This window comes from Butyrivibrio sp. WCE2006 (assembly GCF_000701985.1).
Lineage (GTDB): Bacteria > Bacillota > Clostridia > Lachnospirales > Lachnospiraceae > Butyrivibrio.
This window is the reverse complement of sequence record NZ_JNKH01000031.1, coordinates 1-26,842: the sequence shown is the minus strand read 5'-3', so window position 1 is coordinate 26,842 and position 26,842 is coordinate 1. Positions and strand designations below refer to the sequence as shown.

The following is a 26,842-nucleotide window of genomic DNA, read 5'->3' as shown; positions in this document are numbered from 1 at the left end:
AAGCTCGTGAGTTGACTCATTAAGTTCTCTGCGCAAATATGTTCTAAGCGCATAAAAATTGACCATATACCTTAATGGCATATGGTCAATCTTATCGTTTACCTTATTGTCAGGTTATATTATTTTTCAGCAAGTGCTGCTTCAAGCTTCTTTGTAAGAGCAGGAACGATCTTGTTAAGGTCGCCTACTACACCGTAATCTGCTACGTCAAAGATAGGAGCGTTCTCATCCTTATTGATAGCAATGATGAGATCTGATTCTTCCATACCTGCAACGTGCTGGATAGCACCGCTGATACCGATTGCAAAATAAACCTTAGGACGAACAGTCTTACCTGTCTGACCTACCTGGAGATCCTTCGGCTTCCAGCCTGAATCTACAACTGCACGAGAGCATGATACTGTTCCATGAAGAACCTTTGCAAGATCCTCAAGGATTGCGAAGTTCTCAGGGCTTCCAACACCACGTCCGCCAGATACAAGGATCTTAGCTTCCTGGATATCTTCAACTTCTGAAACAGCCTTAACGATCTCAAGAATCTTTGTATAGCAAGCATTCTCTTCGAATCCGGGATTGTACTCAACAACCTCAGCCTTAGCGCCCTTAACAGGAGCAATCTTCTGCATAACGCCAGGACGAACTGTTGCCATCTGAGGACGGAAATCAGGGCAAGCGATAGTAGCGATTGTGTTACCACCGAATGCAGGACGAGTCATAAGAAGCTGCTGGTGCTTCTGCTCCTGTCCGGGAACGGGATTAAGCGGGAAATCACCGATATCAAGCTGTGTACAGTCAGCTGTAAGACCTGTGTGAACACGTGATGATACACGAGGGCCAAGGTCACGGCCGATTGCTGTAGCACCAACCAAAAGGATTTCAGGCTTGTACTCATTTATTACAGATGCAAGTGCATGTGTATAAGGCTCTGTACGATAATCCTTAAGTTCAGGATCATCAACTACGATTACTCTGTCAGCACCATACTCAGCAAGAGTATCAACAAGGTTGCCTACCTTATCACCAAGAAGTACTGCTGTTACTTTTTTCTCATCAAGATCCTTTGCAAGATCTTTTGCTTTGCCCAGAAGCTCCAATGCGATGCTTGAAAGCTCATTGTCTACCTGCTGAGCAAATATAAATACACCCTTATATTCTTCTAAAGACATGTTTTGTTCTCCTTTAACTATTATAATTCATATCTTGGAACGCGCAGAATCGAAAATGCTACGCATTTCCTCGTTGTGGCTGATCGCCACATATAAATTTTTATCTATTCAAAATTCTATATGCAAACATATGAATTGTGTCTATCTAAAAATTTCTGCGCGGCTCACAGGTTATCAAATGATGTGCTTCTCTTCAAGTTTACCGAACAGATAATCAACTGCTTCATCAGCTGAATCTGCAACGATCTTCTCGCCAGCACCCTTCTTAACCTTATCTGAAGCTTTTGCGATCTGGGTAGGTGATCCCTTAAGACCAAGGTTTGAATCCTCAACATCCTTAAGATCTGCTCTGCCCCATACTGTAACTTCCTTTTCGAATGCATCGAAAATTCCGCCGGGAGTCATATATCTAGGCTCGCCAAGCTCTGCAAGAGCTGTGATAAGACAAGGCATCTTAGCCTCTACCATGTGATAACGATCCTCGAACTGACGCTTAACAACAACTTTGCCAGCCTTCTCATCAACCTTAATCTCTTCAGCGTAAGAGATTACAGGAAGTCCAAGGTGCTCAGAAATCTGAGGACCAACCTGAGCTGTATCACCATCGATAGCCTGACGGCCTGTGATAACGAGATCATATTCAAGGTTTCTAAGTGCACCTGCGATTGTTGAAGATGTTGCCCATGTGTCAGCACCACCAAGTACGCGGTCTGTAACAAGAACTGCCTTGTCAGCACCCATAGCCATAGCCTCACGAAGAACTGCCTCAGCCTTGGGAAGACCCATAGTTACAACTGTAACTTCTGCACCATATTCATCCTTAAGACGAAGAGCTGCCTCAAGACCTGCTTTGTCATCAGGGTTCATGATTGCAAGCATTGCTCCTCTGTCAAGTGTTCCATCGGGTTTAAATTTTACCCCGCCCTTTGTATCGGGCACCTGCTTTATGCAAACTACAACTTTCATTTGTATTCTCCTTCAATTATTTTTCATAAGGAAGTTACACCTCACTGCATTCGGTGTAACCCGTTCGAACCAGACTCAAAAATACTTCGTCAGATTCTCACAGCCACTAAGTGATTATGATCAGCTAAGTAATGCGCCTGAAATAACCATTCTCTGAACTTCAGATGTACCCTCGTAGATCTCTGTGATCTTAGCGTCACGCATCATTCTCTCTACTTCGTACTCTCTGATATATCCATAACCACCGTGAAGCTGTACAGCCTTTGTGGTAACATCCATAGCAACCTCAGCAGCGAAAAGCTTAGCCTTAGCAGCTTCTACAGAGTAACGATCCTTGTTCTTCTTTGCATCTGCAGCAGCGTAAACAAGCATCTTAGCTGCCTCACACTGAGTAGCCATGTTAGCAAGCTGGAACTGTGTATTCTGGAACTGACCGATTGAACGACCGAACTGCTTTCTCTCCTTAACATACTCAACTGTTCTGTCAAGAGCACCCTCAGCAATACCAAGAGCCTGAGCAGCGATACCGATACGTCCACCATCAAGTGTGTGCATAGCGATCGGGAAGCCCTTTCCTCTAGCGCCAAGAAGGTTCTCAGCAGGAATGTGGCAATCCTGGAAAATGAGCTCGTATGTTGATGAACCACGAATACCCATCTTGTTTTCCTTAGTACCGAATGTAAATCCGGGTGTATCCTTTTCTACGATAAATGCAGAGAACTTCTTCTGTTTTCTGCCTCTCTTATCTTCAACAATATCTGTGTAAGCGATAATGATGTAGATATCAGCTTCCTTACCGTTTGTGATAAAGCACTTTGAACCGTTAAGAATCCACTCTTTACCATCCTCTGTAAGAACTGCCTTTGTCTGAACGCCCTGAGCGTCTGTACCAGCCATGGGCTCTGTAAGACCGAAAGCACCAAGCTTCTCACCCTTTGCAAGGGGAACAAGATACTTCTGCTTCTGCTCTTCTGTACCATAAGTCATGATAGGATCACAGCAAAGTGATGTGTGTGCTGATACGATAACTGCTGTTGTACCGCAAACCTTTGCAAGCTCCTCTACGCACATAGCATATGTAAGAGGATCGCATCCCTGTCCGCCGTATTCCTTCGGAATCGGAATACCCATGAAACCGTATTTCTGCATCTTCTTAACAGTCTCTGTAGGGAAAACCTCTGTCTCATCCACATCAATAGCGTGTGGCTTTACTTCTTTTTCTGCGAACTCTTTGAAAAGAGCTCTAGCCATTTCATGTTGCTGATCTAACTGAAAATCCATGAAAAAATCCTCCTAAATTGTATGTAATCTCTCTCAATCTCATTGGTACACTGATTTCAGGTTATATTTCCGATATACCTGCTCCATTTTCTCATCGTGCACACTATGTACGCACTGAAAAAATGTCACTATTCTAATGAAAATCTATCTCTGAAATCAATGCACCATGAGATTTCAAGAGTTTACGTTATTTTTTTATATTTAATTATTTACGGTCTGTAGGAACCTTGCCGCCATCTGAATAGTCATAGAAGCCGATACCTGTCTTAACACCAAGCTTCTTACCACGAACCATCTTACGAAGAAGAGGGCAAGCACGATACTTGGAATCACCTGTCTCTTTGTAAAGAACATCCATGATAGCAAGTACGATATCAAGACCAATGTAATCACCAAGTTCAAGGGGTCCCATAGGATGATTGCAGCCAAGCTTCATAGCTGTATCAACACCCTGGATATCTGCAACGCCTTCAGAGTATACGAAGATACCTTCGTTGATCATAGGAACAAGGATACGGTTTACTACGAAACCAGCTGCCTCATTAACCTGAACGGGAGTCTTACCAAGATCCTCAGAGATTTTCTTGATCTTCTCAACGTCTTCTTCAGGTGTGTTTGCACCCTGGATAACCTCAACCAGCTTCATAACAGGAGCGGGATTGAAGAAGTGCATACCTATAACGGGCTTCGGAAGTCCTGCACCGATCTCTGTGATTGAAAGAGATGATGTGTTTGATGCAAAAATGCAATCAGGATTCTTAACGATGTTCTCTTCAAGTTCTTTGAAGAGGTTCTTCTTGATATCCATAACTTCAAGAGCTGCCTCTACAACGAGATCAGCATCTGTGCAGATGTCATTAAGACCTGTCTGGATCTTGCCGATGATTGCATCAGCCTTAGCCTGATCGATCTTGCCCTTGGAAACCTGCTTGTCAATGCTCTTCTTAATCTTAGCAAAGCCGCCCTCAGCGAACTCTGTCTTAATGTCACAAAGATATACCTTATCTACTGTGTCTGCCTGTGCAAATGTCTGAGCGATGCCTGCACCCATTGTGCCTGCGCCAATAACTGCTACCTTCATTTAAATTCCTCCTATTCTTAATCCTCATCCTCCGGAAATATGGGCTTATACACCCATTCCGTGAGGATCAGGGACTAATGCAATTTTTTAGTTAGATGCTGTCTAAAGCGTAAATCTTATTTATTCTGGAAGTCTACAACCTTAACCTTCTTCGGGTCATCCTTTTTACGAAGGAAGTTAGCCATACCTTCACGCTGGTCTTCTGTCTCGAAGCAATCACCAAAAATCTTCTCTTCAAGTTCGATTGCCTTGTCAATATCAAGCTGAAGACCTTCATTTATAGCCTTCTTGCATGCACGTACAGCGATAGGTGCATTTGCAGCGATAGTATTAGCCATCTTCTCAGCTGCAGGAAGAAGTTCTTCCTGTGTGTAAACTGCGTTTACAAGACCAATTCTGTAAGCCTCATCAGCCTTGATATTACGTGCTGTATATATAAGCTGCTTAGCCATGCCTGCACCAATAAGACGAGCAAGTCTCTGTGTGCCGCCGAATCCGGGAGTAATTCCAAGACCAACCTCAGGCTGACCAAACATAGCATTATCTGAACAGATACGGATATCACAGCTCATAGAGATCTCGCAGCCGCCGCCAAGAGCGAATCCGTTTACTGCAGCAATTGTAGGAATAGGGAATGTCTCAAGCTTTCTGAATACATCATTTCCCTTCTTACCAAAAGCCTCGCCTTCTGCTTTTGTAAGTGTGCTCATCTCTCCGATGTCAGCACCTGCAACAAATGACTTTTCTCCTGCACCTGTAAGAACAAGAGCTCTTACTGTGTTCACATCAATGCTGTCAAGAGCAGCGTTAAGGTCATCAAGTACCTGGCTGTTGAGTGCATTGAGTGCTTCAGGACGGTTGATTGTAAGAACAGCAATTTTGTCCTTAACTTCAACATTTACAAATCCCATTTTCTTTGCCTCCTTATTTATTTCAATAATTAAGGTATATCAGTCCAAACTTAATCAGACCTAAATACCTTCTATTTCATACCGGGTTATTTTTATCAAGTAGAACAGATAAATAAGGAAACGGAATAATCCGTTTCCCTTTTATTTTGTTTTAGTCTCTCTCAACGATTGTAGCGCATCCCATACCGCCACCAATGCAAAGAGTTGCAAGACCACGCTTCTTGTCAGATCTCTGCATCTCATGAAGAAGAGTAACAAGAATACGGCATCCTGATGCTCCAACAGGGTGACCAAGTGCGATAGCACCACCGTTTACATTAAGTTTTGAAAGATCAAAGTTAAGATCCTTTCCAACTGCTACTGACTGAGCTGCGAATGCTTCGTTAGCCTCGTAGATATCGATATCATCGATAGTAAGACCTGTACGATCAAGAACCTTCTTTGTAGCTGCAACAGGGCCAACACCCATGATTGAAGGATCAACACCGCCAAGAGCACCTGCTACCCATGTAGCCATAGGCTTAATGCCAAGTTCCTTAGCCTTTTCTTCGCTCATAACAACGATAGCTGCTGCACCATCATTGATACCTGAAGCGTTACCTGCTGTTGTAACACCATCCTTGTTAATAGGACGAAGCTTAGCAAGACCTTCAATAGTAGAACCCGGACGAGGGCCTTCATCTGTGTCGAATACAACTGTATCCTTCTTAACCTTAACTTCTACAGGAACAATCTCATCCTTAAACTTGCCAGCCTTCTGAGCTGCCTCTGTCTTCTGCTGAGAATTAAGCGCGAACTCATCAAGCTCTTCACGAGTAAGATTCCACTGTGCTGCAACATTGTCAGCTGTCTGAATCATGTGGTAGTCATTGAATGCATCCCAAAGTGCATCGTTTACCATACAATCCTTTAATACGCCATTATTCATACGATAACCGAAACGAGCCTTATCAAGTGCGAAAGGAGCCATTGACATGTTCTCCATACCACCTGCTACAACGATATCAGCATTACCTGATAAAATCTTCTCAGCTGCCATGTTTACACAGTTAAGACCTGATCCACATACAACGTTGATGGTAACAGCCGGTACTTCTACAGGAAGGCCTGCTTTGATAGAAGCCTGACGGGCAACATTCTGTCCAAGGCCTGCCTGGATAACACAGCCCATAAGAACCTCGTCAACCTGCTCCGGTTTAACTCCTGCTCTGTTAAGAGCTTCCTTAATAACAATTGAACCAAGATCTGCTGCCGGTGTGTTTGAAAGAGCACCGCCCATCTTACCGATCGCAGTTCTGCAAGCACCTGCTAATACTACCTTCTGTGCCATAGATGATACCTCCGTTTCGGGACTTTTGTCCGATTTTATTATATTTTTTGTTGTTTGTTATTTTTTTGTCACAACGAGTATATTATAGCATGCGTATAAATTTCTATGCAAGAAAAAGCATAGCAATATACCCTTTTTTTATAAATTTTTTTTAAAGATGTAAGTTTTGCACATAAAAGCAAAAGTCAATACGCAAATTTTATTTTTATTTTATAAAATCTTAAAAAGTTATCCACAATTCCAAAAATCGAAATGCCCATTTTATGAGTTATACACGAAATTATCCACATTATCCACATTTATCCACAATAACAACCATTATTCCACATTCAAAATACAAACATATTTTTTGTATGACTTTCACAAAATTAAGAAAAAATAAAAGATTTCTAAACTGGCTTTTATTAAATTGCTTAATGTTATAGATAAATGATATAATTTAACTGAATATTTGGAGCAAAACTCAATTAATGACTTTCATTTCAGAGTGCTCTCCGAATAAGCCAGGATCTCCTGAACTCAATATAAAAGAGTGCTGAGGAATCCTGTGTTCTGCAGGCCATGCGCCTTGCTCTGCAAGGACCGGTCCAGTATGATTTCCGGTTTTCATAAAGGAATTCAGGAATCGAAAAATATTAACTGCAAAGGGGATGATTGCATGAAATTCACAATTATTGGCAAGAACATCGATGTAACACCCGGACTTAGATCGGCTGTGGAGGAAAAGATCGGAAAACTCGAAAAGTACTTCACCCCTGAAACTAATGTCAACGTAACATTAACCGCTGACAAGGACCGTCACAAGATTGAGGTGACAATACCTGTTAAAGGCAGAATAATCAGATCTGAACAGGTCAGCAGCGACATGTACGTTTCTATTGATCTTGTGGAAGAGATCATTGAACGTCAACTCAAAAAATACAAGAGTAAACTGGTCAACAAGCACCAGACTGAAATCAGCAACTTCAAAAAAGAATATATCGACAATGAAGATTATGATGATGAAGAGATCAAAATCGAAAGGGTTAAGAAATTCGATCTTAAGCCCATGTATGTCGAGGATGCTGCTATTCAGATGGAACTTCTTGGACATAACTTCTTTGTATTCATCAATGCAGAGACCGATCAGCCTAATGTTGTTTACAAGAGAAAAGGCAACACATACGGTCTTATCGAGCCCGAGTAAATCAATCATTTAGATTTATAACTCTTTTAAAATTTAATCGCTTTATTTTAAGTATTAAAAAGCCAGATGATCAACTCATCTGGCTTTAATTTTATTATTTTATTAACTTATTTGTAATGAATTAGAATATTCTTCTAACTGAAAGCACCTGTCTGTAACCAGCATCAGAAATCTTGATACCTGTCTTAGCTGAGGATGCATGTACAATCTGTCCACCACCGATGTAGATTCCTACGTGACCGGAATAACATACGATGTCACCGGGCTGAGCATTTGCAAGTCCATCTACTGCTGCACCAACGCTTCTGTCAGCACCACTTGAATGAGGGAGGCTAACACCAAAGTTAGCATATACGCTCATTACAAAGCCTGAACAGTCTGTTCCGTTTGTAAGGCTTGATCCGCCATATACATAAGGATTACCAACGAACTGCTGTGCATATGATGCAACTGCAGATCCGATAGAACTTGCCTGTGTAGTATAGCTTGCTGCTGAATTGTAGCTCTTGGAAGAACTACTGTCTGAAGACTTCTTGGTTCCCTTCTTTGCCTGAGCAAGAGCTGCAAGACGAGCCTCTTCTTCCTTCTTAAGACGGGCTTCCTCTTCTGCCTTAGACTCAGCTTCTACGAACTCTGTAGAAAGTTCTACATAATCTCTGGATACATAACCGTCACCTTCTTCAATGCTGACCTTAACCCAGCCTTCAAGCTCTTCGGTTACGACAAGTTCATCCTCAATCGGTACAAGTCCAAGCACTTCATCATCTGTGCTTGGGCCACTTCTAACCTTAAGTGTTGTGGTAGTAACTGTAGCGATACGCTTGCCTACCTCCTTGGCAAGTTCAACTGCATCCTCACCTGTTACACAGTACTCACCTTTTACATATCCTTCAACAGATCCTGACTTGATCTTATACCATCCATCAGTCTCCTCGATGAAAGTTCCTACGGAATCATCATAAAGCTTACCGATGATCTCGCCCTCTTCCTCGCTCGGGTTATCACGAACATTGACATAATCGTTAACCTGGGCAATTACGAGAGATCTGAATCTCTCTTCCTCCTGCTGCTCTGCAGTAAGTTCTTCCTCGGAGTCTTCTGCAGGCTCTTCTGCAGTTCCATCCTCAGGCTCACCTGTTCCGGGCTCCTCTGCAGGAATCATAGCTCCTGTAGCCTTCTGAATATCATTAAGAATGTTCTCCTGCAATGTTGAAGCAAGAGGTGTCGTCTCTGTAATAGTTACTGCAGAATCCTCTATCTCATTCTCAGCAACCTCAGTACCATTATCATCTGCAAGATTTGAAAGTGATACTGAATCCCCTGTCAGTGCATAACTGATGCCTGCTGAAGGTAAAACACTTGTCACCTTAGATGCAGATGCATTAACACTAATACCTGTTCCTCCAACTGTTACTGCAGCTGCAACCCCCATAGCCAACAGCTGTATCGTAGTTTTTTGCAAAACGGACCTCCAAATCATTTGTTACGAATTTGTTACATCTTTTAACAATATACTCTGAACCATACAATTTGTCAACTATTCTTAAACATTTTCGCATAAAATTGGAAGGCTTAAACAAGCCATTTTTGCAATTGAATGATATATTAAGTCATTTTAAAAATTGCAAAAGAGCCAGTAACCATGCGGCTTCCGGCTCTTTTCTACATCTAGTATTTATTTTATTTCAAAAACACATTATTTGGTTAATTTTATATTTCGTTTATAAAAACATATATGTATCAATTCCTTGAAACGATACCAGGTCAGTCAATATCCTTTATCAGTTTTTACCAACAAGAAAATCCTGAACTGAAGTAACAGCATTTGCTCCATCTGCTACAGCTGTCACAATCTGTCTGAGGCGCTTCTTTCTTGAATCACCTGCAACAAATACTCCGGGAGTTGAAGTCTTTCCGCTCTCATCAGCAATGATATATCCTGTCTCATCCATCTCAGCAAGATCTGTGAAGCTCTCTGTAAGGGGATGAATACCAATGGCAACAAAAAGTGCATCGGTTTCAACATCTTTTGTTTCACCGCTCTTAACATTCTTAACTGTTATGGCATTAACTTTGCTATCGCCCTTAACTTCTTCTACTACGCTGTCCCAGATAACTTCAACATTTGGAAGTGATAATAATTCTTCCTGAAGGATTTTTGCAGCTCTAAGCTCATTTCTTCTATGAACGAGGTAAACCTTTTTGCAGCCTCTTGCAAGGAAAATAGCATCCTCGACAGCAACATCACCGCCACCGTTTACAACAGCAACCTTGTCCTTAAAGAATGCGCCGTCACAGGTTGCGCAATAAGAAACACCGCGTCCTGTAAACTCCTCTTCGCCCTTGATACCAAGCTTGTTGTGAGAAGCTCCTGTAGCAAGAAGTACAGTCTTAGTTTTGTATTCGCCCTGATCTGTGACCACTTTGAATACAGGTGTCTCTTTTTCGTTTCCCTTTTTTTCTATTAATATAGAAGAAACGCATCCTTCTGCAAATTCAGCACCAAGCTTATCAGCATGCTCGCGGAACTTCATACCCATATCAAATCCGTTAATACCGGGTAATCCAAGATAGTTATCTACTTCATATGTAATCAGAATCTGACCACCGCTAACGGGATCCTTCTCGACTACAAGTGTATCCAAACCTGCTCTTTTTGCATAAACTGCTGCTGAAAGCCCTGCAGGGCCTGAACCTATGATCACAAGATCTCTCATATTTTTACCTCCTGGTTTGGTCCTAAGGATGTCGCTTTTGGTAAGATGACATGAGGAGTATCCCATTCATGGGTGAATTCCTGATGTCATTGATTCCTTAGGACGGTTCTCAATTTTCCATAATTTGTTATACACTACTTTAGTTAATGTTAATTTGTTTATAATTAAATTGTATGCAATCTTTATTACACTCAAATAATACTCCCTATTTTCTGATTTGTAAATACCTTTTATAATAAGATTATAAATAGATGATTATTTGTTAATAATAGACGGAGTAAACTATGAATTCATATGCAGGTACAGTTCTGATAACAGGCGCATCAAGAGGAATCGGCAAAGCAATAAGCGAAGCTTTTGCAAGTAAAGGCTATGACCTTTATTTATGCTGCAGGAGCAGTTACGATTCTTTATCAGCCTTTTCAGAATATCTCAAAACAAAATACGGAGTGTCTTCTCATGCATTCGCATGTGATGTTTCCGATGAAAACAGCGTACTTTCTCTTTTTGACAGCATACGAAGCCTCTCTAAAAAGATGCCTGATATCGTAATAAACAACGCAGGTATCGCCTGGTATGGTCTGATCACGGACATGTCATCGGATGAGTGGCATCGTCTCATGGGCACCAACCTTGATTCTGTCTTTTATGTTTGTAAAAATGCCGTTCCTGACATGATAAGAAACGGTCACGGAAAAATCATAAATATTTCTTCTGTCTGGGGAAACGTTGGTGCTTCATGTGAAGTAGCCTATTCCGCTTCCAAGGGCGGTGTTAATTCCTTTACAAAAGCTTTGGCAAAGGAGCTTGCTCCCAGTAATATTCAGGTAAATGCCATATCCTGCGGCGTAATTGATACCGAAATGAACAGATCACATCTCTCAGATGAAGAATTAGATGATCTTGCATCTGAAATTCCTGCAGACAGAATAGGTTCTCCCGAGGAAGTAGCCAGCTTTGCTGTAAGCCTCGCAGAATCTCCTTCATATCTTACTGGGCAGATAATCACAATTGATGGTGGCTGGATTTAATTTATCCACAAGTATTCTGCACAATTTTATTTTCACTAAATTCACCAGCAGCCACATAAGTTTAACTTCAATGGCTCGTTATAGCATTTGTGGGCATCAATAAATGATGCCCACATTTTTTATCAAAATCTCATTTCAAGCTTCGGAGCCAAAGCAAACAAACCTGCTCCTATAACAACCATAAACATAGAAATAATCTGTGATGTAGAGAATATTCCGATATTTCCTCTGTAATCAGCACGGAGGAACTCAATAGCAAATCTTCCAATTCCATACAATACAAGATACATTGCCGCAGTTCTTCCCTTCACCTCTGTCTTATGTGAAAACCAGATCAAAATCGCTCCTATCAGGAAGTCTCCTACAGATGACATAGGCTGTGTCGGAATAAGCGGTACTCCGTTTGGTGCAAAATCCGAATGTAAAAAAACAATATGAAACGGACTTGTTGTTTCAGCACCGTAACAGCATCCTGCAAATAGACAGCCCAGACGACCAAATCCCTGAGCTATTGCAACAGCAGGCATTACAACATCAAAGTACTTAAGAAAATCCTCATGTTTTCTTTTAACATATATATAGCTTGTAAGTATACCTCCGATTATTCCTCCGTATACCACATACCCATTAGCAAAATCCCATAAAATAGATGGATCTTTCAATATATTCGGAAATTCTACTATATAAAACAGTATCCTGCATCCAAGCAGTCCTCCGATAATCGCACAATAGAAAATACCGTAGATAGTATCCTCAGATAAGCCCTTCTTCTTCCCTCTCTTTAGTACAATCATGAGCGCTGCGAGAAACCCGATAGCGATCATCAGGCCGTACATATGTAATGTAACCGGACCTATCTTTATATCATTATACATAATTCCTCGTTTCTAATTTACTTCTGCATTACTTTTTCTATGGCGGATATTACAGTATCCTCATCAAGAGGTTTTGTAACAAATTCTTCCGCCCCATTTTCTATAGCTTCTTTTACTTTCTCATTTTGTCCGGCAGCTGTGATCATAATAACCTTGGCCTTCGGATAAGTCTTGTGTATCAGCTTTAATCCCTGAATGCCGTCCATAACAGGCATAGTTATGTCCATAGTGACTATGTCAGGATTGTACTTACCGTAATCGTCAAATGCCTCCTGACCGTTAGTTGCTTCATCCACAATAGTATGACCATGTCTCTCCAGCATGTCCTTGAGTACTCTTCTGGATGTTCTTGAATCATCAACAATAAGAATGTTTGCCATAGCTCCATCTCCTTATTTCACAGTGGTATTACTGTTAACAGAAACAACAAGCCATGCCTCGGCATCGCAGCTGTAAATAGGCATCACTCGAATATCTTCACCTGAAATCTCACCAAACTTCGTAATAAAATACGGCGGATCAAGCTCAATTTTCTTACCTTTCCTGCTTCTGTCGGTAGCATATAGACCATTTATACAGTTTATAAGTTCACACATCGCATCAAGCGCATCTTCTTCAGTCTCAATGAATTCTTCCTTCGTATAACTCTTGGCAAGTTTCTGAAGGTCACCATTTTTCCCTACAAGAGCTATCGTTGCCTTGACCTCACCATCAAAGCACTGATAAGCTATGCACTCTTCCTTGATATTATGAACCGTGTACACATTGTCTATTACCAGATGCGTATCAACCAGCCTGTAAACATTTTTTATACCATATTTGAAAAGAGCATTATATTCAGGATCATCAGTTCCCGTAAAAATCGGAACGATCAAATCTATGTCACCACTTTTCAGTGCCGCCATCTGATTATCATTAAGTCCCTTTTCAAGCTGATATTTCTTAAGAATAGAGTCGACTTCTTCCAAAGTCATCATTTTCTTTTCTACTAACGCTGACGTGAAGGTCTGGAATTCATTCCCCTGGAGAGAAAGCAAGTATCCCACTTGAATTTCAGAAAGGTATCCGCGCTCGATTGCCAGATCCCCAAACCTTTTATCCATAGTCGCCTGTAGCGCATTTATCTCTTCTGCCTGTGCAACAGTCATCAGCATCTCTGTAACCGCTATAACACCAAGCTTTGCACGTTTTGATTCCTGGACCTGATAAACCATAGACAACTGCGCTTTTGTAAGCCTTCCACTGTCCAGAAGGTATTTACCCATGATTCGGTCAAACATAATTTCCTCCATGCAATTAGAAAGAAAAAATACTATAACGTTAATATATTAATAATATCACAAAATGATTTGGTACACTATTATTCTTCATCATTAGATTTTGCTGCTATTCCTTTTCCACTCATTGCTGACTGAACTGCAGCCTCAGTTTCGGAAAGCTTTTTCTTTGGCGCCTTTTCAGCGGTATTATTTACCTTTGATGCAGCCTGTGCTGCCATCTGAAGTGCAAGCATACGATCTCTTGGTATCATAACTTTCTGACCGCTTGGATTGATGATGATACCGTTTTTATCACCAACAAACTTCAAAATATCGCCAAATCCAAATACTGCTCCCTTGAATTCAGTATTTCTAAAGGACTTACTGAATTCAATTCCATCTGTAAATACGGGCAGGAAATGTTTCTCATCAGAGCTCTTGATCTCAGGGAATCTGATCTTTGTATCAGCTGTAAATTTATATCTGCCATCCTCAAGAACCTCAATCGGTCCCTCATGCTGCATAGGCACAATATAATGAGCAGCCTGTGCTTCCTTTGCCATACGCATCTCTTTCGCAGTAAGTACGGCATCTCTCTTTTCATATTTAACCGGCCATCTCACTTCCCCAAGGAAATCAAGCATTGAGAATACAAGCGCAGGGTTCTTGGGAGATTTATCTCCTCCGTTCCCCCAGTCACCGGGTGCCAGCACAATCTCATTTCTCTTGAAATGTGCTCTGTAATAGCCATTATCAATAATGAAATTCTCAGCGCCGAGATAATAAAGATAATCAAAAAATGTTCTTCTCTCGCTTGCTGACTCAGCTTCGTTATCCGCTTTGCAGGGACGGACGATGAGCTTTCTGAACTGCTTTGAAAATGCATTAACGGCAGCTGTAGCATATTCTTCACTTGAATAGATATTAATATAACCATGATCGATAAAAGGATAACCTGTCATGGAATCAAAGAGCACGTAGAGAGTCTTGGCATCTCTTACTCTTCCGAGAATCTCGTTATAAACCTTTCTGTGGTTGGTTTCATATCCCGGTATGGGTGAAACCTTCTGATAACCCTCCTGAACTGTAAGAAGGAATAAAAGCTCCTGCATTGAGAAGAACTTTATGGTCTCCTGATTAAGATCTTCTTCATAAACAAGCTTTCCTATCTCTTCTTTTCTCTCATCTGTCAGAGGATCCTCAAAATCTATATCCTCCTGTCCTTCTATGCGAATCGGATTAAGCTTACCGGGAGAAGGCCACCCCAGATCCTTATGCTTCTCCATAAGCTCCTCAAGAGCTTTTTCCTTCTGCTTAGCCTCCTGCTCCAAAAGCAGTGCTTCTTCCTCTTCCTTATTCTTCTTATTACCCAAAAAATTAAAAAGTCCCATTAAAAAAATCTCCGTTCTCAAATTACTAAAACTTCCTGCGGTTTTGTCTTATTTTACCCACAAGAAAAAAATACAATCTCAGGCCTTGATATCAGCCTCAAAAAATGTTCTGGAAAAATCAATCAGGTAGTCCACATCCAGAGTTCCTGCAGTTTCATAAGGAGAATGCATTGCAAGCTGAGCCATTCCTATATCCACTGTGCGGACTGCTACCTGTGTTCCCGAGATATTACCAAGTGTTGAACCACCTGCCACATCAGAGCGATTAGTGAAGGTCTGATACGGAACCTTGGCCTTTTCGCAGATCATCTTGCATATAGCGCCTGAAACAGCATCAGTCGTATATTTCTGATTTGCGTTATATTTTATCACGATTCCCTGATTCATTTGCGGTCTGTTTACAGGATCAGCTTTTTCAGTATAATTCGGATGAATTGCATGCGCATTATCAGCTGATATCATAAAGCTTCTTGCTATGGAAACAAGATAATCCTCCTGATTTCTGCCAAAAGCATCGTTTATCCTTGTAAGTGTATCTCTGAGGAATGTTGAAGCAGCGCCCTGTCTTGTGGTGCTTCCTACCTCCTCATTGTCAAAGACAACGTGCATGATAACATTCTCTTCATTTTCCGCCTTAACAAATCCTTCAAATGAACCATAGCAGCATTCAAGGTCGTCAAGTCTTCCTGATGAAACATATTCTTCATCAGCGCCCCATACTGAAGGCTCTACTCTGTTATACAAAAACAGGTCGTGTGACACGATATCCTCTACAGAAACTCCGGCCTCTTCTGCAATGAGCTTAATAAATTTATCCTTACTCTTCTCATCGCCAAAAATCGGAAGCATATCCTTTTGTGCATTATATTTGTGTCCGTCATTGGCCTCGCGATCCATATGAATTGCAAGAGACGGAAGCATTACCAGATCTCTGTCAACATTTACAAGCTTTGATGTAACGCCTATGGAGCCGTTTTCATCAGACTTAACCATTACTCTTCCTGCTACGGAAAGCGGTCTGTCAAACCACGGTGCGCAAAGCATTCCGCCATATTTTTCCACATTCAGTGTCACATATGAAGCTGACTCGATCTCAGGATTTTCCTTTATTTTGAAGCTCGGAGAGTCGCTGTGACTGGCAATCATGTAAAATCCTTTGTAATCCTTTTTAGGAAGTTTAAATGAGATTATGGATGATCCTGCCCTTGTGACAAAATATTTTCCACCCTGTGAAAGCTCCCATTTATCATCTTCCCTGAGCTCCTTAAAACCTTCCTTTATAAGTCTCTCAGAAAGCTCTTCCACTGCGTGGTAGGCAGTGGGGCTCTTTTTGATAAATTCTGTTAATCCTTTTATTGATTCTTTCATTACTTCACCTTCTTTTATTTTTCATTTCCTGAAATTCTATCCTGTAGTCCTTTATAAAACTCAGACATTCTATCAGAATTAAGTTTTTTACCACCTCTGAAAACCGGTCTCTTGAATCGGAAATTTTTAATGTTCTTAAGTTGATACTTCTGTCTGAAATCAAGAGATTCAGCAGCTGATGTCAAATTCCCTTTTGCCTTAGCAGGCATTGCAGTCAAGACCTCTCTCGCCCTTACAGGAGTAGCAGCTGCTGACTGGTACACGTCCTCCATCCTTTCATCAAATTCGGCAATTGCAGCTTCCACCATATCCAAAAGATGAACAAGGCTCGCCACGGTAAGCACCAGGTCCGCTGCAAGATAAGCCATTAACAAAAGAGCAATGATCTCTGCCAGCAATGGATGTATCATATCCATGACTTTCTCTGAAAAAGGAAGAACGAATCGTGTGACCATTATACCTGCGACACCAAACCCCACAGTTGCCGGAAGACATACACGACCGTTGATGTTGAGCGGTATATCGTTATATTCCCACCATACTGCATGGAATCTTTTTTCCAGAAAATATGATGTGCTGTACTCAAGAATTATACTTCCAATCGCACAGATAAGAAATATCTTCCAGATAGGAATCATTTTATAGGGTATTCCGCTAAACCATGGAAGATATCCAAATACCAGATGGCAAGCCACGGCACCCGTACCATATATCGGACAGATGGGGCCAAACAGGAAGCCTCTGTTTCTCCAGTGACCTTCCTTGACTGTACAATATATGCACTCGTATACCCATCCCAAAAAACTGTATACAACAAACTCTATAAAAAGCTTAGATACAAGCATATAATATTGCTCCTATAACTAACAATTATTTTTACCAAACCTGCAAATATCGTTGAGACAGCATATACTGCACTGAGGTCTTCTTGCGACACAGACTGCTCTTCCATGCCATACAAACCTGTGGCAAAGACTGTTTCCCTCTTCAGGAGGTATTATCTTCCACAGTGCCTTTTCAACCTTTGCAGGATCCTTCTCATCATCAACAAGGCCTATCAGATTGCAAAGTCTTATACAATGTGTATCCGTTACGATGGCAGGCTTTCCAAAAACATCTCCCATTATCAGATTCGCACTCTTCCTTCCTACTCCCGGAAGCTTTAACAATTCCTCAATGTTGTCAGGAACTTTATCATTATATTTTTCATGTAGAATCTTCATGCAGGCGCTGATATCTCTGGCCTTGGACTTACCAAGACCACAGGGTCTTACTATCTCCTCTATTTCAGATACTTCGGCATTGGCCAGAGCCTCCACTGTGGGAAATCTGTCATATAAAAGAGGTGTAGTCTTATCAACCCTTGCGTCAGTACACTGAGCAGCAAGTCTCACACTGACAAGGAGCTGCCAGGCTTCGCTATAATCAAGTGTGCAATCAGCATCAGGGTATTCTTTTTTTAATCTGTCAATTACGTTAAGTGCCAGTTCCTTTTTTCTCATTTCACACCTGTAGGTTCTACTGCATTTACACGAATGAGTCCGAAAAGCAAAAGCCTCTCGGACTCATTGTCATTTCTCTGATTGTTCGAGTGCGCTATTTATGAGTTTGAGTAGCTCAAGCGCACTTCTAAAGTGTACATTCTTTTTCCTTTCAGACCAAAGTACCTGTCCCTGCCAGGAGCTGTTCTGTCTGAATTTAACCTGAACTATAAAGGTAGCCCTTTCCCCTCTGTAGGTTTTAAGGCTTCTTATCGGTTCTCTTTTTCTGATTGAATTTGGATTATGATAATCTCTTGATTTATCCCTCTGTACAAAGCTTCTGTAAGAGGTGGTACGCTGAGGAAAATCCCAATTGTCATATAGTCTGTCCATCAGCATCATCATTTCATAGCCGCTTCCAAAGGGCAGTGCCTCTTCCTCGTAAGGAGTCCAGAGAACACCCTCGAAGTCTCTCTCTGTAGCCTCATCAACACAGATACAGATTAGATTTTTCCCATAAATACGTGATTCCGATTCAGTCATTTTTTAAGTCTCTTATCTCTTTTTATAGTCATTACTGCTGTAAGTAAAGCAGCTGCAAATATAAATAGATGTCCCTCCATATTAGTGTCATCATCTGTTGAAGCTCTTCTTGCTCCAAGTACATCTTTCCCTGTTTTGCCTACATTTTCAGGGCTCGCGATATCTACAGTCACAAGTCCTCTCTTAGCCCCGAGCACATTCGCATTCTGAGCTGTCGTGGCCCTTGCAAGTGTTGCACTTCCTGCTCCCTGAGCCTGCTGCGAAGAATCAGCAGTTCCAGCCTGAGTCTGTGAAGGAGCTGTGCTGCCCGAGCTCTGAGAAGTATCATCTGAGCTCTTGGTATCGCCTGAGCTTCCGGAGCTTTCCTTAGGAGTCTCATTTATGGCGGTATCTCCAGCCTTTGTAACCTCAAGCACACCGGGAACTGTCTCTATATCATAGTTTTCAAGGAGAGTCCCTTCATTTAATTCGTAGGTAAAATAATTATAGCTCTGTCCAATCTTCTTCTGCTTGCCGGTTACTTTGTAGCTTGCTCCTTCGCCCTCTGCAAAGCCATCTCCGGAAACAGTAACCTCATGAGCTTTAATCATTTTATTATTATATTTCTTTTTAAGGCTGGCAGATGTAAGAATTACTTTTCTTTTCTCAATTGTAAATTCGCCCTGCTTAAATTCAAATCTAAACTCATTTGTTACATCATTCCCGTCGGCATCTCTGACAACAGGAGATCCTGTGATTACCACTGGATATGTGCCGGCATTTTTCCCGGAAGCATAAGCGGATATACCGGTTACTGAAAATTCAGCATCGCCTATGGTCACTGTTATGACCTGAGAAGGATCTCCGGTTCCGTTTATCTTGAATTCGGAATCGCTTCTTCCTTCAAGTACGTATCCTGACAGACTCTGTTCCTTGCCGGAATACTTAACCGCATTACTATTGCCTTCAACCGTAATGATATACTTCTGAGCGTTGGTTCTCTCTACAACGGAAATATCTCCAAAGATATAGGTTATCCTGTAGTTATTAAAATCCGTACCGGGTCTGGGTGTTGCAATAAATTCATTTATTGATGCCCCAACTGCTGTCCTGCTTCCCGTAAAGGAATAATCAGCTCCCTGACCTTCTACCCAGCCACTTTCTTCTGCGAGAGGCATATCACCATTAGTAATAGGTTTGCCGTCATAAGCTTTTACCAGATTCATGGACTTAAGTGTAACAGGCCTCTTCTGTATGACATTCTCAGCAGTTATCTTAAGTGAAGCGGGCGCAGTCACCTGAACCAGTTCACTGTTGTAAACTGAACATCCTGTCATAGCAACATCAAAAGCCGTCTCCGAAACATTCACAGCTGATACCGATACCTTATTGTCAGGAATTCCTGTGATATAAAAAGTGTTACCGGACTCATCCGAAGCAACAACTGCACTTATATCGTTTTCTTCCAATTTAATTGTGGAAACAGGAAGCTTAACCTGTACGTCATGACTCTGCCCGTCATAAACAGGACTGTTCTCTGCAGTACCGGATAATCTAAGCTCATTTGGCGCTGCCGGAGTCACCTGAGCTTCACCGCTATCATTCTGTCCGTCTCCAACCTGAGTATCCTCAGACTGCTGCCCTTCAGAATCATTAGAAGCTTCACCCGGAGTCGTTCCTTCATTCCCGACCGGAGCTACTTGCGCCGGATTATCCGCAGCTGCTGCATCTGTCTCCTCCGGATTCACTGTAGGAGCTGCATCAGTTTCATCAATAACCGTAGCAGGTGCCTCTACCAAAGCGTTCCCATCAGAAACTGCATCCTCTGCACTTACACCCAGTGCATCCGCAGTGCTGAAAGTAATAGTCGCAGCCATTATACAAGCTACTACTGCATTCTTACGTATTCTTTTAAGATTTTTCCCCTTCAAAACCATGCCCTCATAAATAAAATAATAAAAAACAAATTAAAAACAAATTAATTTTATATGTTTTTATTCCCAAACGCAACATAAATGCCATGATTTTACTCTTTTTCAGTAGCTTCTTTATCTAATCTCTCTCTTTCCTTTTCTCTGCTCTCATCTAACATGGCGGCAGTTACTGCAATACTGTCATCCCATGAGCTATAGCGTTCATCACCTCTTCTGTCTACTATGTCCTCGCCATATCTTTCGATAAGATTCCCGGCAAGAAAATCCGTGAATTTGCAGCTTCCTTCATAATTTAAGTGCGAATGATCGTTGAAATCCGTATCAAAGCTGAGTCCTATCAGATCATAAGCCTCATTGTAATTCATGAATTCAAGACCGTTATCATATGCTATATCCCGCACTCTGTTATAGGTGAGCATTTCCTTATTTTCTGCAGCATAGGGTGCGACAATAAAAAACAGTTTGACGTTATTATCATTAGCAAGCTCTATTATTTTCTGCAAATACTTCTCGGATTTTGGCGTAAGATCCGCCCCCAGAGTCACATTAAATTCAGGAACAGGCTGAGGTCTGACCGCAGAATAGGGTGTATAGCCTTTAAATGCGGCAAGATCTTCATTTCCCAAAAATGCATCAAAATCTTCCTTCGTCAATTTCTCATATCTGTTGTGATAAGTGAAAAAATCCGGAAAATAATCATCCCATCTCATCACCTCACAGCTTGTGACAAAAAGAGCAAGCTTATTCAAAGAAGGTTTTAACCCCTGAAGATTCTCATACAAAAAGTCATACTGATAATCTGCTTTAAAGCAGGCAGGCGCATAAAAATCAAGAACTGCAACCTTGGGATGCTGGGTCTTCAGAGCTTCCTTAAAATAGTAATAAGTCTGCCACAATGTCTGCTCCGCTGCGCTGAAATTGTATGCAGCAATGCCATAATTTTCCCAAAGCTGAGCAGTGTTTATATCGCAGTGTATATGACTTGATCCGATCATAAGCACATCTATGGAATCCCTGGGCTGCTCGTAAAAGCTTCTGGCCTGGTTGATGCCATGTATTGATTTTTCAGAAAGCAGTCTGTCAAGACCACTCATGATTGTCACAAAGGCCAGAATGAAGGCCAGGTAAGTACATATCTTCTTCATAGATACTCCTAAAAATTAGTTTGTCACTAAGCTCATAAGAACTTCGCTAAGTGCAATTGGTAGTTCTGCTCTCACTCCGTTCGCCAAAACAAGCATAATCACTAAGCTCAAAACTACTTCGCTAAGTGCAATTGGTAGTTCTGCTCTCACTCCGTTCGCCAGAACAAGCATAATCACTAAGCTCAAAACTACTTCGCTAAGTGATTATGCTTTAAAACTCCATGTACATGAAGCTGATGACCTGCTCTGATGGTCCATAGACGCCGTAAACAAGAAGCAGCACCAATAACCCAAGAAAAACTGTAAGTCTTGCGGGTAATGCAATTACCATCAAAAGCTCAGGAAAATCTTTCTTATTGATGCTTGATAAAACATCCATAACTATCATTACAAGCACCCCAATTATCATTATCCACAGCTGATAGCTGCTCAGCTCAAGAAAGCTCATTTCTTCAGAAACAGTCATGTTTACACCGCTTCCAATAAACATATTCTTTATATAAGTAAGCGCTCTGCTGACGCTGTCAATTCCAAAGAACAGCCAGGCAATTGAAACACTTATAAAAACAAGTATCCTTCTTACTATCTGCATCACCTTCGCATCGAAAGCATGAGCCTTTTCAAGGATGTTGTCTATCACCGACAAAAATCCATGCATGAGCCCCCAAACCACGAAATTCAATCCGTTTCCATGCCATAGGCCACAGATAAAGAAGACTACAATTGTATTAAGATGCTTCCTGAATGCACCCTTTCTGTTTCCTCCAAGCGGAATATAAATGTAATCCCTGAGCCAATTACTAAGTGAAATATGCCATCTGCGCCAAAAATCAGACATGCTCTTTGCCGTATAAGGTGCCTTGAAATTCTGAGTTAGTTTTATTCCAAAAAGAAGTGCTATTCCTATCGCTATTGATGAATATCCCGCAAAGTCAGTATATATCTGAAGCGTATACATAAGACTCCCTGCAATCAGCGCCTTTGAAGAATGAAAATCAGGGTTGTTTAATAATATCTCAGTATATTTTGCAAATCTGTTAGCAAGGATAAGCTTCATACAAAAGCCATAGAGAATATATGAAAAGCTCCTGTTAAGATTCTCCTCATTAAAGAATTTAGCAGTATATATTGCCTTTTTTTGTGAAAAGAAATTCTCCCCTCTTTCAATAGGTCCGCTAATAAACTTAGCAAAGAAAGACTGATATAAAAAGAAATCAATAATTGAAGGAAATTCTGCTATTTCCACTCTGTTGATATCAACGAGAAAACTGATTGATTGAAATATATAATATGAAAATCCTATTGGAATAAGTGTCCAGGACAAGAATGACGGAAGATGATCTCTCGTTCTAAGTACATCTCCCAATTTAAGTATGCAAAGAGATGATGCACAGCCAACCACACCTAAAATAGTGATCAACCTTGAAAGAACCTGCCTTCCATTTTGAAATCTATGAATAAGAAATCCTATAATATATGTGAATACAGAAACAGCAAGCATTATTACCAGCGCAATTCTGCTCATTATCACTATATATCCCCAACTGGCCATCATAAGAACAAACGGCCTGTACTTCGGAGCCGATATATAATACGCAAGTAAAGCAACAAGCAAAAACAGAAACGTTGTAAACTGAAATGTCATCTCCAACTCCCCTAAGCAATTTAGTGAGAAAATTATATCATATATTTGCTTGTTATATTTTGGAAAACTTATTTTGATGCGATGAAACTAATATTTATAGAAGCTTAAGATTGGGGAACAGCCTTACAAATGAATCATTATCTGACGTTATTTCTTTCATATTAGAAAATCATTTTTCAAATCGAATTTATTTCTAATTGCATGTATTAATATAGGTAACAAAAAAGCCAGTAACCAAGCGGTTTTTTACAACTTTCCGCTAAGTTACTGGCTTTTATCAATTCGAGCTGGCAACGGGAATCGGATAATAGCCAGTTACGAAAACCCGCATGGAAAGGAGGTTTTCGGTGCTCTCTTTTATAAAAAAGACCACTTTAAAGACCACTTTTAATTCGCCTTCATTACTTAGCTGGAATAAAAATTCGCTTGGAATTAATATAATCCTCAACATTCTTTTTTGCCTTAAGCAGTTTTTCTACCAGCCCTTCAGGTGGATCCTGCATAAGTGCATATGACAATTCAACATCTGTTTTCGCCTGCATATATTCCGATCTACTATAAAGACCATTTGATGCTTCAAGGAAAGTCTTGTCATCAACAATAATATCTTCTATCACTTGTCCTGAATTATCTTCATCCAAACTATATCCCATATCCAATTTATCTAGTATTTCCCATCTTTCCTTTTCTGATGACATAAAATCACCTCTTTCTATTTTTATGAATCAGTTTAAATCCAAATTCATCAGATAATTCTTTTGGATTACTAAGAAGTCTCATAACCTCCTGGTTTAATGCATCCTCAACCTGATAGCTTTTTATCCCTGAATTATTCTTAATAATTTCCGCCCTCATACGAACCATATGAGCGTATAGCCTGCGCCTTGACATCACATCCACATTATTATTTACAAGGATGAAGATATCTGAAGTGTTCCCAACGGCCAAAATGGCACTAATCGAATCATTTCCATAAAAAAGTCTTACATCCTGAAATGAAAAAATCTGGTTATTAGGATGATTATGTACAATAATCACACTGTTGAACGAAGAATTTCTTATGATGTCGTTAAAATATCTAGCCGAAGGATTCAACAATTCATTAAGTTCTATATGATGGTATGTACCATTTATTGTAGCTTGTGTTCCATTATCAGTATTATAGGAAATGGCCACTTCACCATATCTATACTTATTTATCTCTTTTGAAGACTCAGATAAGACATAACCGCATAGTCCTTTTACTAATTCATTGCACTCATCTGAGTCAAAGCAATCAAAATCCGGTAGCGAATCAATGTCATCTGGAATAATGATTTCATTTATTTTTATTTCCATGTTCCAACTCTTTCATATTTCTACTTATAATAATTATACCATAATGTCTCCCTCATAATTCTCCAATAGACACAAATAAAATTAGAGCATGCAATAATCACACGCCCAATTTTATATAAAAGACCACTTTCGGCTTAATAAAAGGGTCAATGGTTGCTTTAGATACGGTTTAAATGTACCTATTATTTCCTAAGTGATGAATTGTCATTGATAAGAAAATCTCTTACCATATCTATTCCGCCCATACCAGAATCCACACCATCAAGATTAAGAACATCCTTCAGTTTATTATGGTTATTAAATTCAATCTTCCCTATGAGCCAGGATGAAAAATCAAATCTGTTAATTACTTCCTGTCGTATCTTATTCGCATTAAGTTCTGTCATATAATCATTTGATGTTTTGAACTCCTTCATTTTCTCTTCTTCAGATAGTTCATCATTAGCCAGCAAATCGGAAATCCTAAGAAATTCTTCATCCATCAACTTTTCATTCTCATTCTTACTCTCCGCAGCTGCCACATATCGGGAAGACATCTCATCGACAGCTTCCTTATTTTTATCAATTAAATCGAAAGCTCTATCAATCAGCTGCTCGTCAGCAGTTTTACCGGTTTCATCGAATTCCAATGCATTATCATCCTTATTCTCATCGGATTCAGTTTTTTTGTTTTCCTCTTCTTCATCTTCATCATCGACATCAAGGGTTTCTTTTAGTATGTCAATAATTCGCTGCTTTTCATTTTCGTCTTGCTTAGCCTTTGCTATAAACTGAGCATTTTTATTGTGCTCATCCTCGAGTCCCTGTGCATCCAACTTCTTTTGCATATCAGCATACATATTAAGACGAGCCTCAAAGTTTTCCTTCAAAGTTTTGAGCACAGCTTCATATTCGTCTTTTGTAATAATATGTGTTTTATTATACACGTATCGTTCAGATGTAATCTTCTGAAGATTATCATTGATAAACTCTTTATCAACATCTGTCAGCTCTTCACCGCTTTCGATTTTGTTTGACAGCCTGTCGGCCTCTCCGATTTGCTTCCAGGTCTCTTCAATATTGATCTTTGTTTCCTTACGCTTATCTTCACGAAGTTTTTTAGCAAGTTCTCTACCATCTTTTGAAATATCCACAGTAGCAGACTTTTCTACATCCATGATTGGCAAATCATTTTTCTTATGAGAACGTGACTTGGATTTAGAATCAGGAATTCCTACGATATGCTGCTTAATATTAGAATCCATTTTTATGGAAAGATTAGTTGCTTTAATGTTCATATCCCAATACCTCCGTGTAAGCGAAACATAATCATAGCCAACCTCCATGTTCGACTAAGATAGTGATAATGTTCCATTAAGGTTATCGGCAAAAAATCTAATAAACCCCTTCAAAATAAAATTTTATTCGTTGTATACCTTTGGAAGATGGAAAAACTCATCAGTCATGAAAAAAGTATATGACAACACTTTGGACTCTTCCAGAAAGAAATACACTCACTTGTCGAATAAATATCTCGAGGATAATTTTAAGCCGTCTCAGGAATCATAATTTCGTGTCAACTTTCGTGTCAACTTTTATAGTTAAATAATGATTTTTCAGAGTTAAAAAGTGATTTTAAATATCATTTATTAACGCTAAAAAAGCCAGTAAACAAGCGACTTTAAACTACTTTTCGCTCATCTACTGGCTTTTATCAATTCGAGCTGGCAACGGGAATCGGACCCGTGACCTCCGCACTACCAATGCGACGCACTACCGACTGTGCTATGCCAGCAATCCGTGACTCAAATCAGTCACAAATGATATTTTAACAATCACAAAGTCTATTGTCAACACATTATTGTATAGTGACCGCGTAAATTTACTGTAGGATTTAATAGGTTAAAGAAACCTTGATATGCCTAAGCATCAGCTGGCATCTATAGATACGGAAATTCTTTATCCGCTCCATTTAAGCTAACATTGATAGATATGTATGTCAAGGACAAGCCAACGGTGCATCCATGCATCCTTGACATACATATCTATCAATGCACTTATGTTATCATGCGGATAAAGGATTCCCTTGGCTTTTCAAGCCGTTACAAAGTCCATATCCCACTATTAAAATACAACTGCTCCTTTGTCTGGAGACTCAGTTTATGATTCATGGCTTCATAGTATTTTCCAACGTTTCCATGTGTATTTTTCTCTGTGCGTATCATAGCTGTTGAAG

The 26,842-nt window shown here is 40.3% G+C and carries 25 protein-coding genes and 1 tRNA gene; 2 read left to right on the top strand and 24 right to left on the bottom strand.

All coding sequences use genetic code 11. From position 1 onward, the window contains the following. Positions 1-119: 119 nt before the first annotated feature. The 6 genes from T501_RS14805 to T501_RS14780 form a co-directional block, all read right to left on the bottom strand. Positions 120-1,166: an electron transfer flavoprotein subunit alpha/FixB family protein gene (locus T501_RS14805; protein ID WP_044915657.1), complete on the bottom strand. Its 1,047-nt coding sequence runs from the start codon at positions 1,164-1,166 to the stop codon at positions 120-122. Positions 1,167-1,340: 174 nt separating this feature from the next. Then, positions 1,341-2,132 carry an electron transfer flavoprotein subunit beta/FixA family protein gene (locus tag T501_RS14800; protein WP_044915656.1) on the bottom strand — a complete coding sequence of 264 codons (792 nt, stop codon included), beginning with the start codon at positions 2,130-2,132 and terminating at the stop codon, positions 1,341-1,343. A gap of 120 nt (positions 2,133-2,252) precedes the next feature. Beyond that, on the bottom strand, positions 2,253-3,413 hold the full coding sequence (locus tag T501_RS14795) for an acyl-CoA dehydrogenase (protein ID WP_026510529.1): 1,161 nt from the start codon (positions 3,411-3,413) through the stop codon (positions 2,253-2,255). A gap of 205 nt (positions 3,414-3,618) precedes the next feature. Further along, positions 3,619-4,494, bottom strand: coding sequence for a 3-hydroxyacyl-CoA dehydrogenase family protein (locus tag T501_RS14790; protein WP_044915655.1), 876 nt, complete (start codon positions 4,492-4,494; stop codon positions 3,619-3,621). A 116-nt stretch (positions 4,495-4,610) separates the two neighbouring features. Continuing rightward, the gene (locus T501_RS14785; protein WP_044915653.1) at positions 4,611-5,405 is read right to left on the bottom strand and encodes an enoyl-CoA hydratase-related protein; all 795 of its coding nucleotides are present in this window, start codon (positions 5,403-5,405) and stop codon (positions 4,611-4,613) included. Positions 5,406-5,556: 151 nt separating this feature from the next. Continuing rightward, entirely contained in the window at positions 5,557-6,735 is a 1,179-nt protein-coding gene (locus tag T501_RS14780) for an acetyl-CoA C-acetyltransferase (RefSeq protein WP_044915651.1), read from the bottom strand. A gap of 658 nt (positions 6,736-7,393) precedes the next feature. On the opposite strand from T501_RS14780, the gene hpf reads away from it, so the two are divergent. Further along, on the top strand, positions 7,394-7,921 hold the full coding sequence (hpf, locus tag T501_RS14775; RefSeq protein WP_026510533.1) for a ribosome hibernation-promoting factor, HPF/YfiA family: 528 nt from the start codon (positions 7,394-7,396) through the stop codon (positions 7,919-7,921). Positions 7,922-8,042: 121 nt separating this feature from the next. Here hpf and T501_RS14770 read toward each other — a convergent pair whose 3' ends face one another. Then, complete coding sequence (locus T501_RS14770) at positions 8,043-9,383, bottom strand: C40 family peptidase (protein WP_044915649.1); 1,341 nt, start codon at positions 9,381-9,383, stop codon at positions 8,043-8,045. Positions 9,384-9,702: 319 nt separating this feature from the next. Then, complete coding sequence (gene trxB, locus T501_RS14765; RefSeq protein ID WP_044915648.1) at positions 9,703-10,638, bottom strand: thioredoxin-disulfide reductase; 936 nt, start codon at positions 10,636-10,638, stop codon at positions 9,703-9,705. Between the two features lie 284 nt (positions 10,639-10,922). Between trxB and ymfI the strand changes: the two genes are divergently transcribed. Next, positions 10,923-11,669, top strand: coding sequence for an elongation factor P 5-aminopentanone reductase (ymfI, locus tag T501_RS14760; RefSeq protein ID WP_044915647.1), 747 nt, complete (start codon positions 10,923-10,925; stop codon positions 11,667-11,669). Between the two features lie 122 nt (positions 11,670-11,791). Here the strand turns inward: ymfI and lgt are convergent, their stop codons facing one another. From lgt to T501_RS14685, 16 genes are all read right to left on the bottom strand, one after another. Beyond that, positions 11,792-12,544 carry a prolipoprotein diacylglyceryl transferase gene (gene lgt / locus T501_RS14755; protein WP_026510537.1) on the bottom strand — a complete coding sequence of 251 codons (753 nt, stop codon included), beginning with the start codon at positions 12,542-12,544 and terminating at the stop codon, positions 11,792-11,794. A 17-nt stretch (positions 12,545-12,561) separates the two neighbouring features. After that, the gene (locus T501_RS14750) at positions 12,562-12,924 is read right to left on the bottom strand and encodes a response regulator (RefSeq protein ID WP_026510538.1); all 363 of its coding nucleotides are present in this window, start codon (positions 12,922-12,924) and stop codon (positions 12,562-12,564) included. Between the two features lie 12 nt (positions 12,925-12,936). After that, positions 12,937-13,824, bottom strand: coding sequence for a chemotaxis protein CheX (locus tag T501_RS14745; RefSeq protein WP_044915646.1), 888 nt, complete (start codon positions 13,822-13,824; stop codon positions 12,937-12,939). 80 nt (positions 13,825-13,904) lie between these two features. After that, on the bottom strand, positions 13,905-15,194 hold the full coding sequence (locus T501_RS14740) for an SseB family protein (RefSeq protein ID WP_044915645.1): 1,290 nt from the start codon (positions 15,192-15,194) through the stop codon (positions 13,905-13,907). A gap of 78 nt (positions 15,195-15,272) precedes the next feature. Then, positions 15,273-16,562, bottom strand: a complete 1,290-nt coding sequence (locus T501_RS14735; RefSeq protein ID WP_044915644.1) for a M18 family aminopeptidase — start codon at positions 16,560-16,562, stop codon at positions 15,273-15,275. Positions 16,563-16,576: 14 nt separating this feature from the next. Continuing rightward, entirely contained in the window at positions 16,577-17,407 is an 831-nt protein-coding gene (locus T501_RS14730) for a putative ABC transporter permease (RefSeq protein WP_050008335.1), read from the bottom strand. Positions 17,408-17,425: 18 nt separating this feature from the next. After that, on the bottom strand, positions 17,426-18,064 hold the full coding sequence (locus T501_RS14725) for an endonuclease III domain-containing protein (protein WP_044915643.1): 639 nt from the start codon (positions 18,062-18,064) through the stop codon (positions 17,426-17,428). A gap of 69 nt (positions 18,065-18,133) precedes the next feature. After that, a complete protein-coding gene (locus T501_RS14720; protein WP_026510543.1) occupies positions 18,134-18,586 on the bottom strand; it encodes a hypothetical protein in 453 nt (150 codons plus the stop codon). After that, on the bottom strand, positions 18,583-20,496 hold the full coding sequence (locus T501_RS14715) for a hypothetical protein (RefSeq protein WP_044915642.1): 1,914 nt from the start codon (positions 20,494-20,496) through the stop codon (positions 18,583-18,585). Before T501_RS14715 ends, T501_RS14720 begins: the two co-directional genes overlap by 4 nt. 95 nt (positions 20,497-20,591) lie before the next feature. Next, positions 20,592-21,644 (bottom strand): hypothetical protein, encoded by a 1,053-nt coding sequence (locus tag T501_RS14710; protein ID WP_044915640.1) that lies wholly within the window; start codon positions 21,642-21,644, stop codon positions 20,592-20,594. Positions 21,645-21,659: 15 nt separating this feature from the next. Then, positions 21,660-21,830, bottom strand: coding sequence for a hypothetical protein (locus T501_RS21425; RefSeq protein WP_155994874.1), 171 nt, complete (start codon positions 21,828-21,830; stop codon positions 21,660-21,662). 25 nt (positions 21,831-21,855) lie between these two features. Then, entirely contained in the window at positions 21,856-23,289 is a 1,434-nt protein-coding gene (locus T501_RS14705; RefSeq protein WP_044915639.1) for an MBOAT family O-acyltransferase, read from the bottom strand. Between the two features lie 401 nt (positions 23,290-23,690). Then, complete coding sequence (locus T501_RS14700) at positions 23,691-23,987, bottom strand: hypothetical protein (RefSeq protein WP_044915638.1); 297 nt, start codon at positions 23,985-23,987, stop codon at positions 23,691-23,693. A 4-nt stretch (positions 23,988-23,991) separates the two neighbouring features. Beyond that, a complete protein-coding gene (locus T501_RS14695) occupies positions 23,992-24,627 on the bottom strand; it encodes a hypothetical protein (protein WP_026510552.1) in 636 nt (211 codons plus the stop codon). 182 nt (positions 24,628-24,809) lie between these two features. Continuing rightward, positions 24,810-25,904: a hypothetical protein gene (locus T501_RS14690; RefSeq protein WP_044915637.1), complete on the bottom strand. Its 1,095-nt coding sequence runs from the start codon at positions 25,902-25,904 to the stop codon at positions 24,810-24,812. A 424-nt stretch (positions 25,905-26,328) separates the two neighbouring features. Further along, positions 26,329-26,401: transfer RNA gene (locus T501_RS14685), tRNA-Thr, on the bottom strand. Between the last annotated feature and the right edge of the window lie 441 nt (positions 26,402-26,842).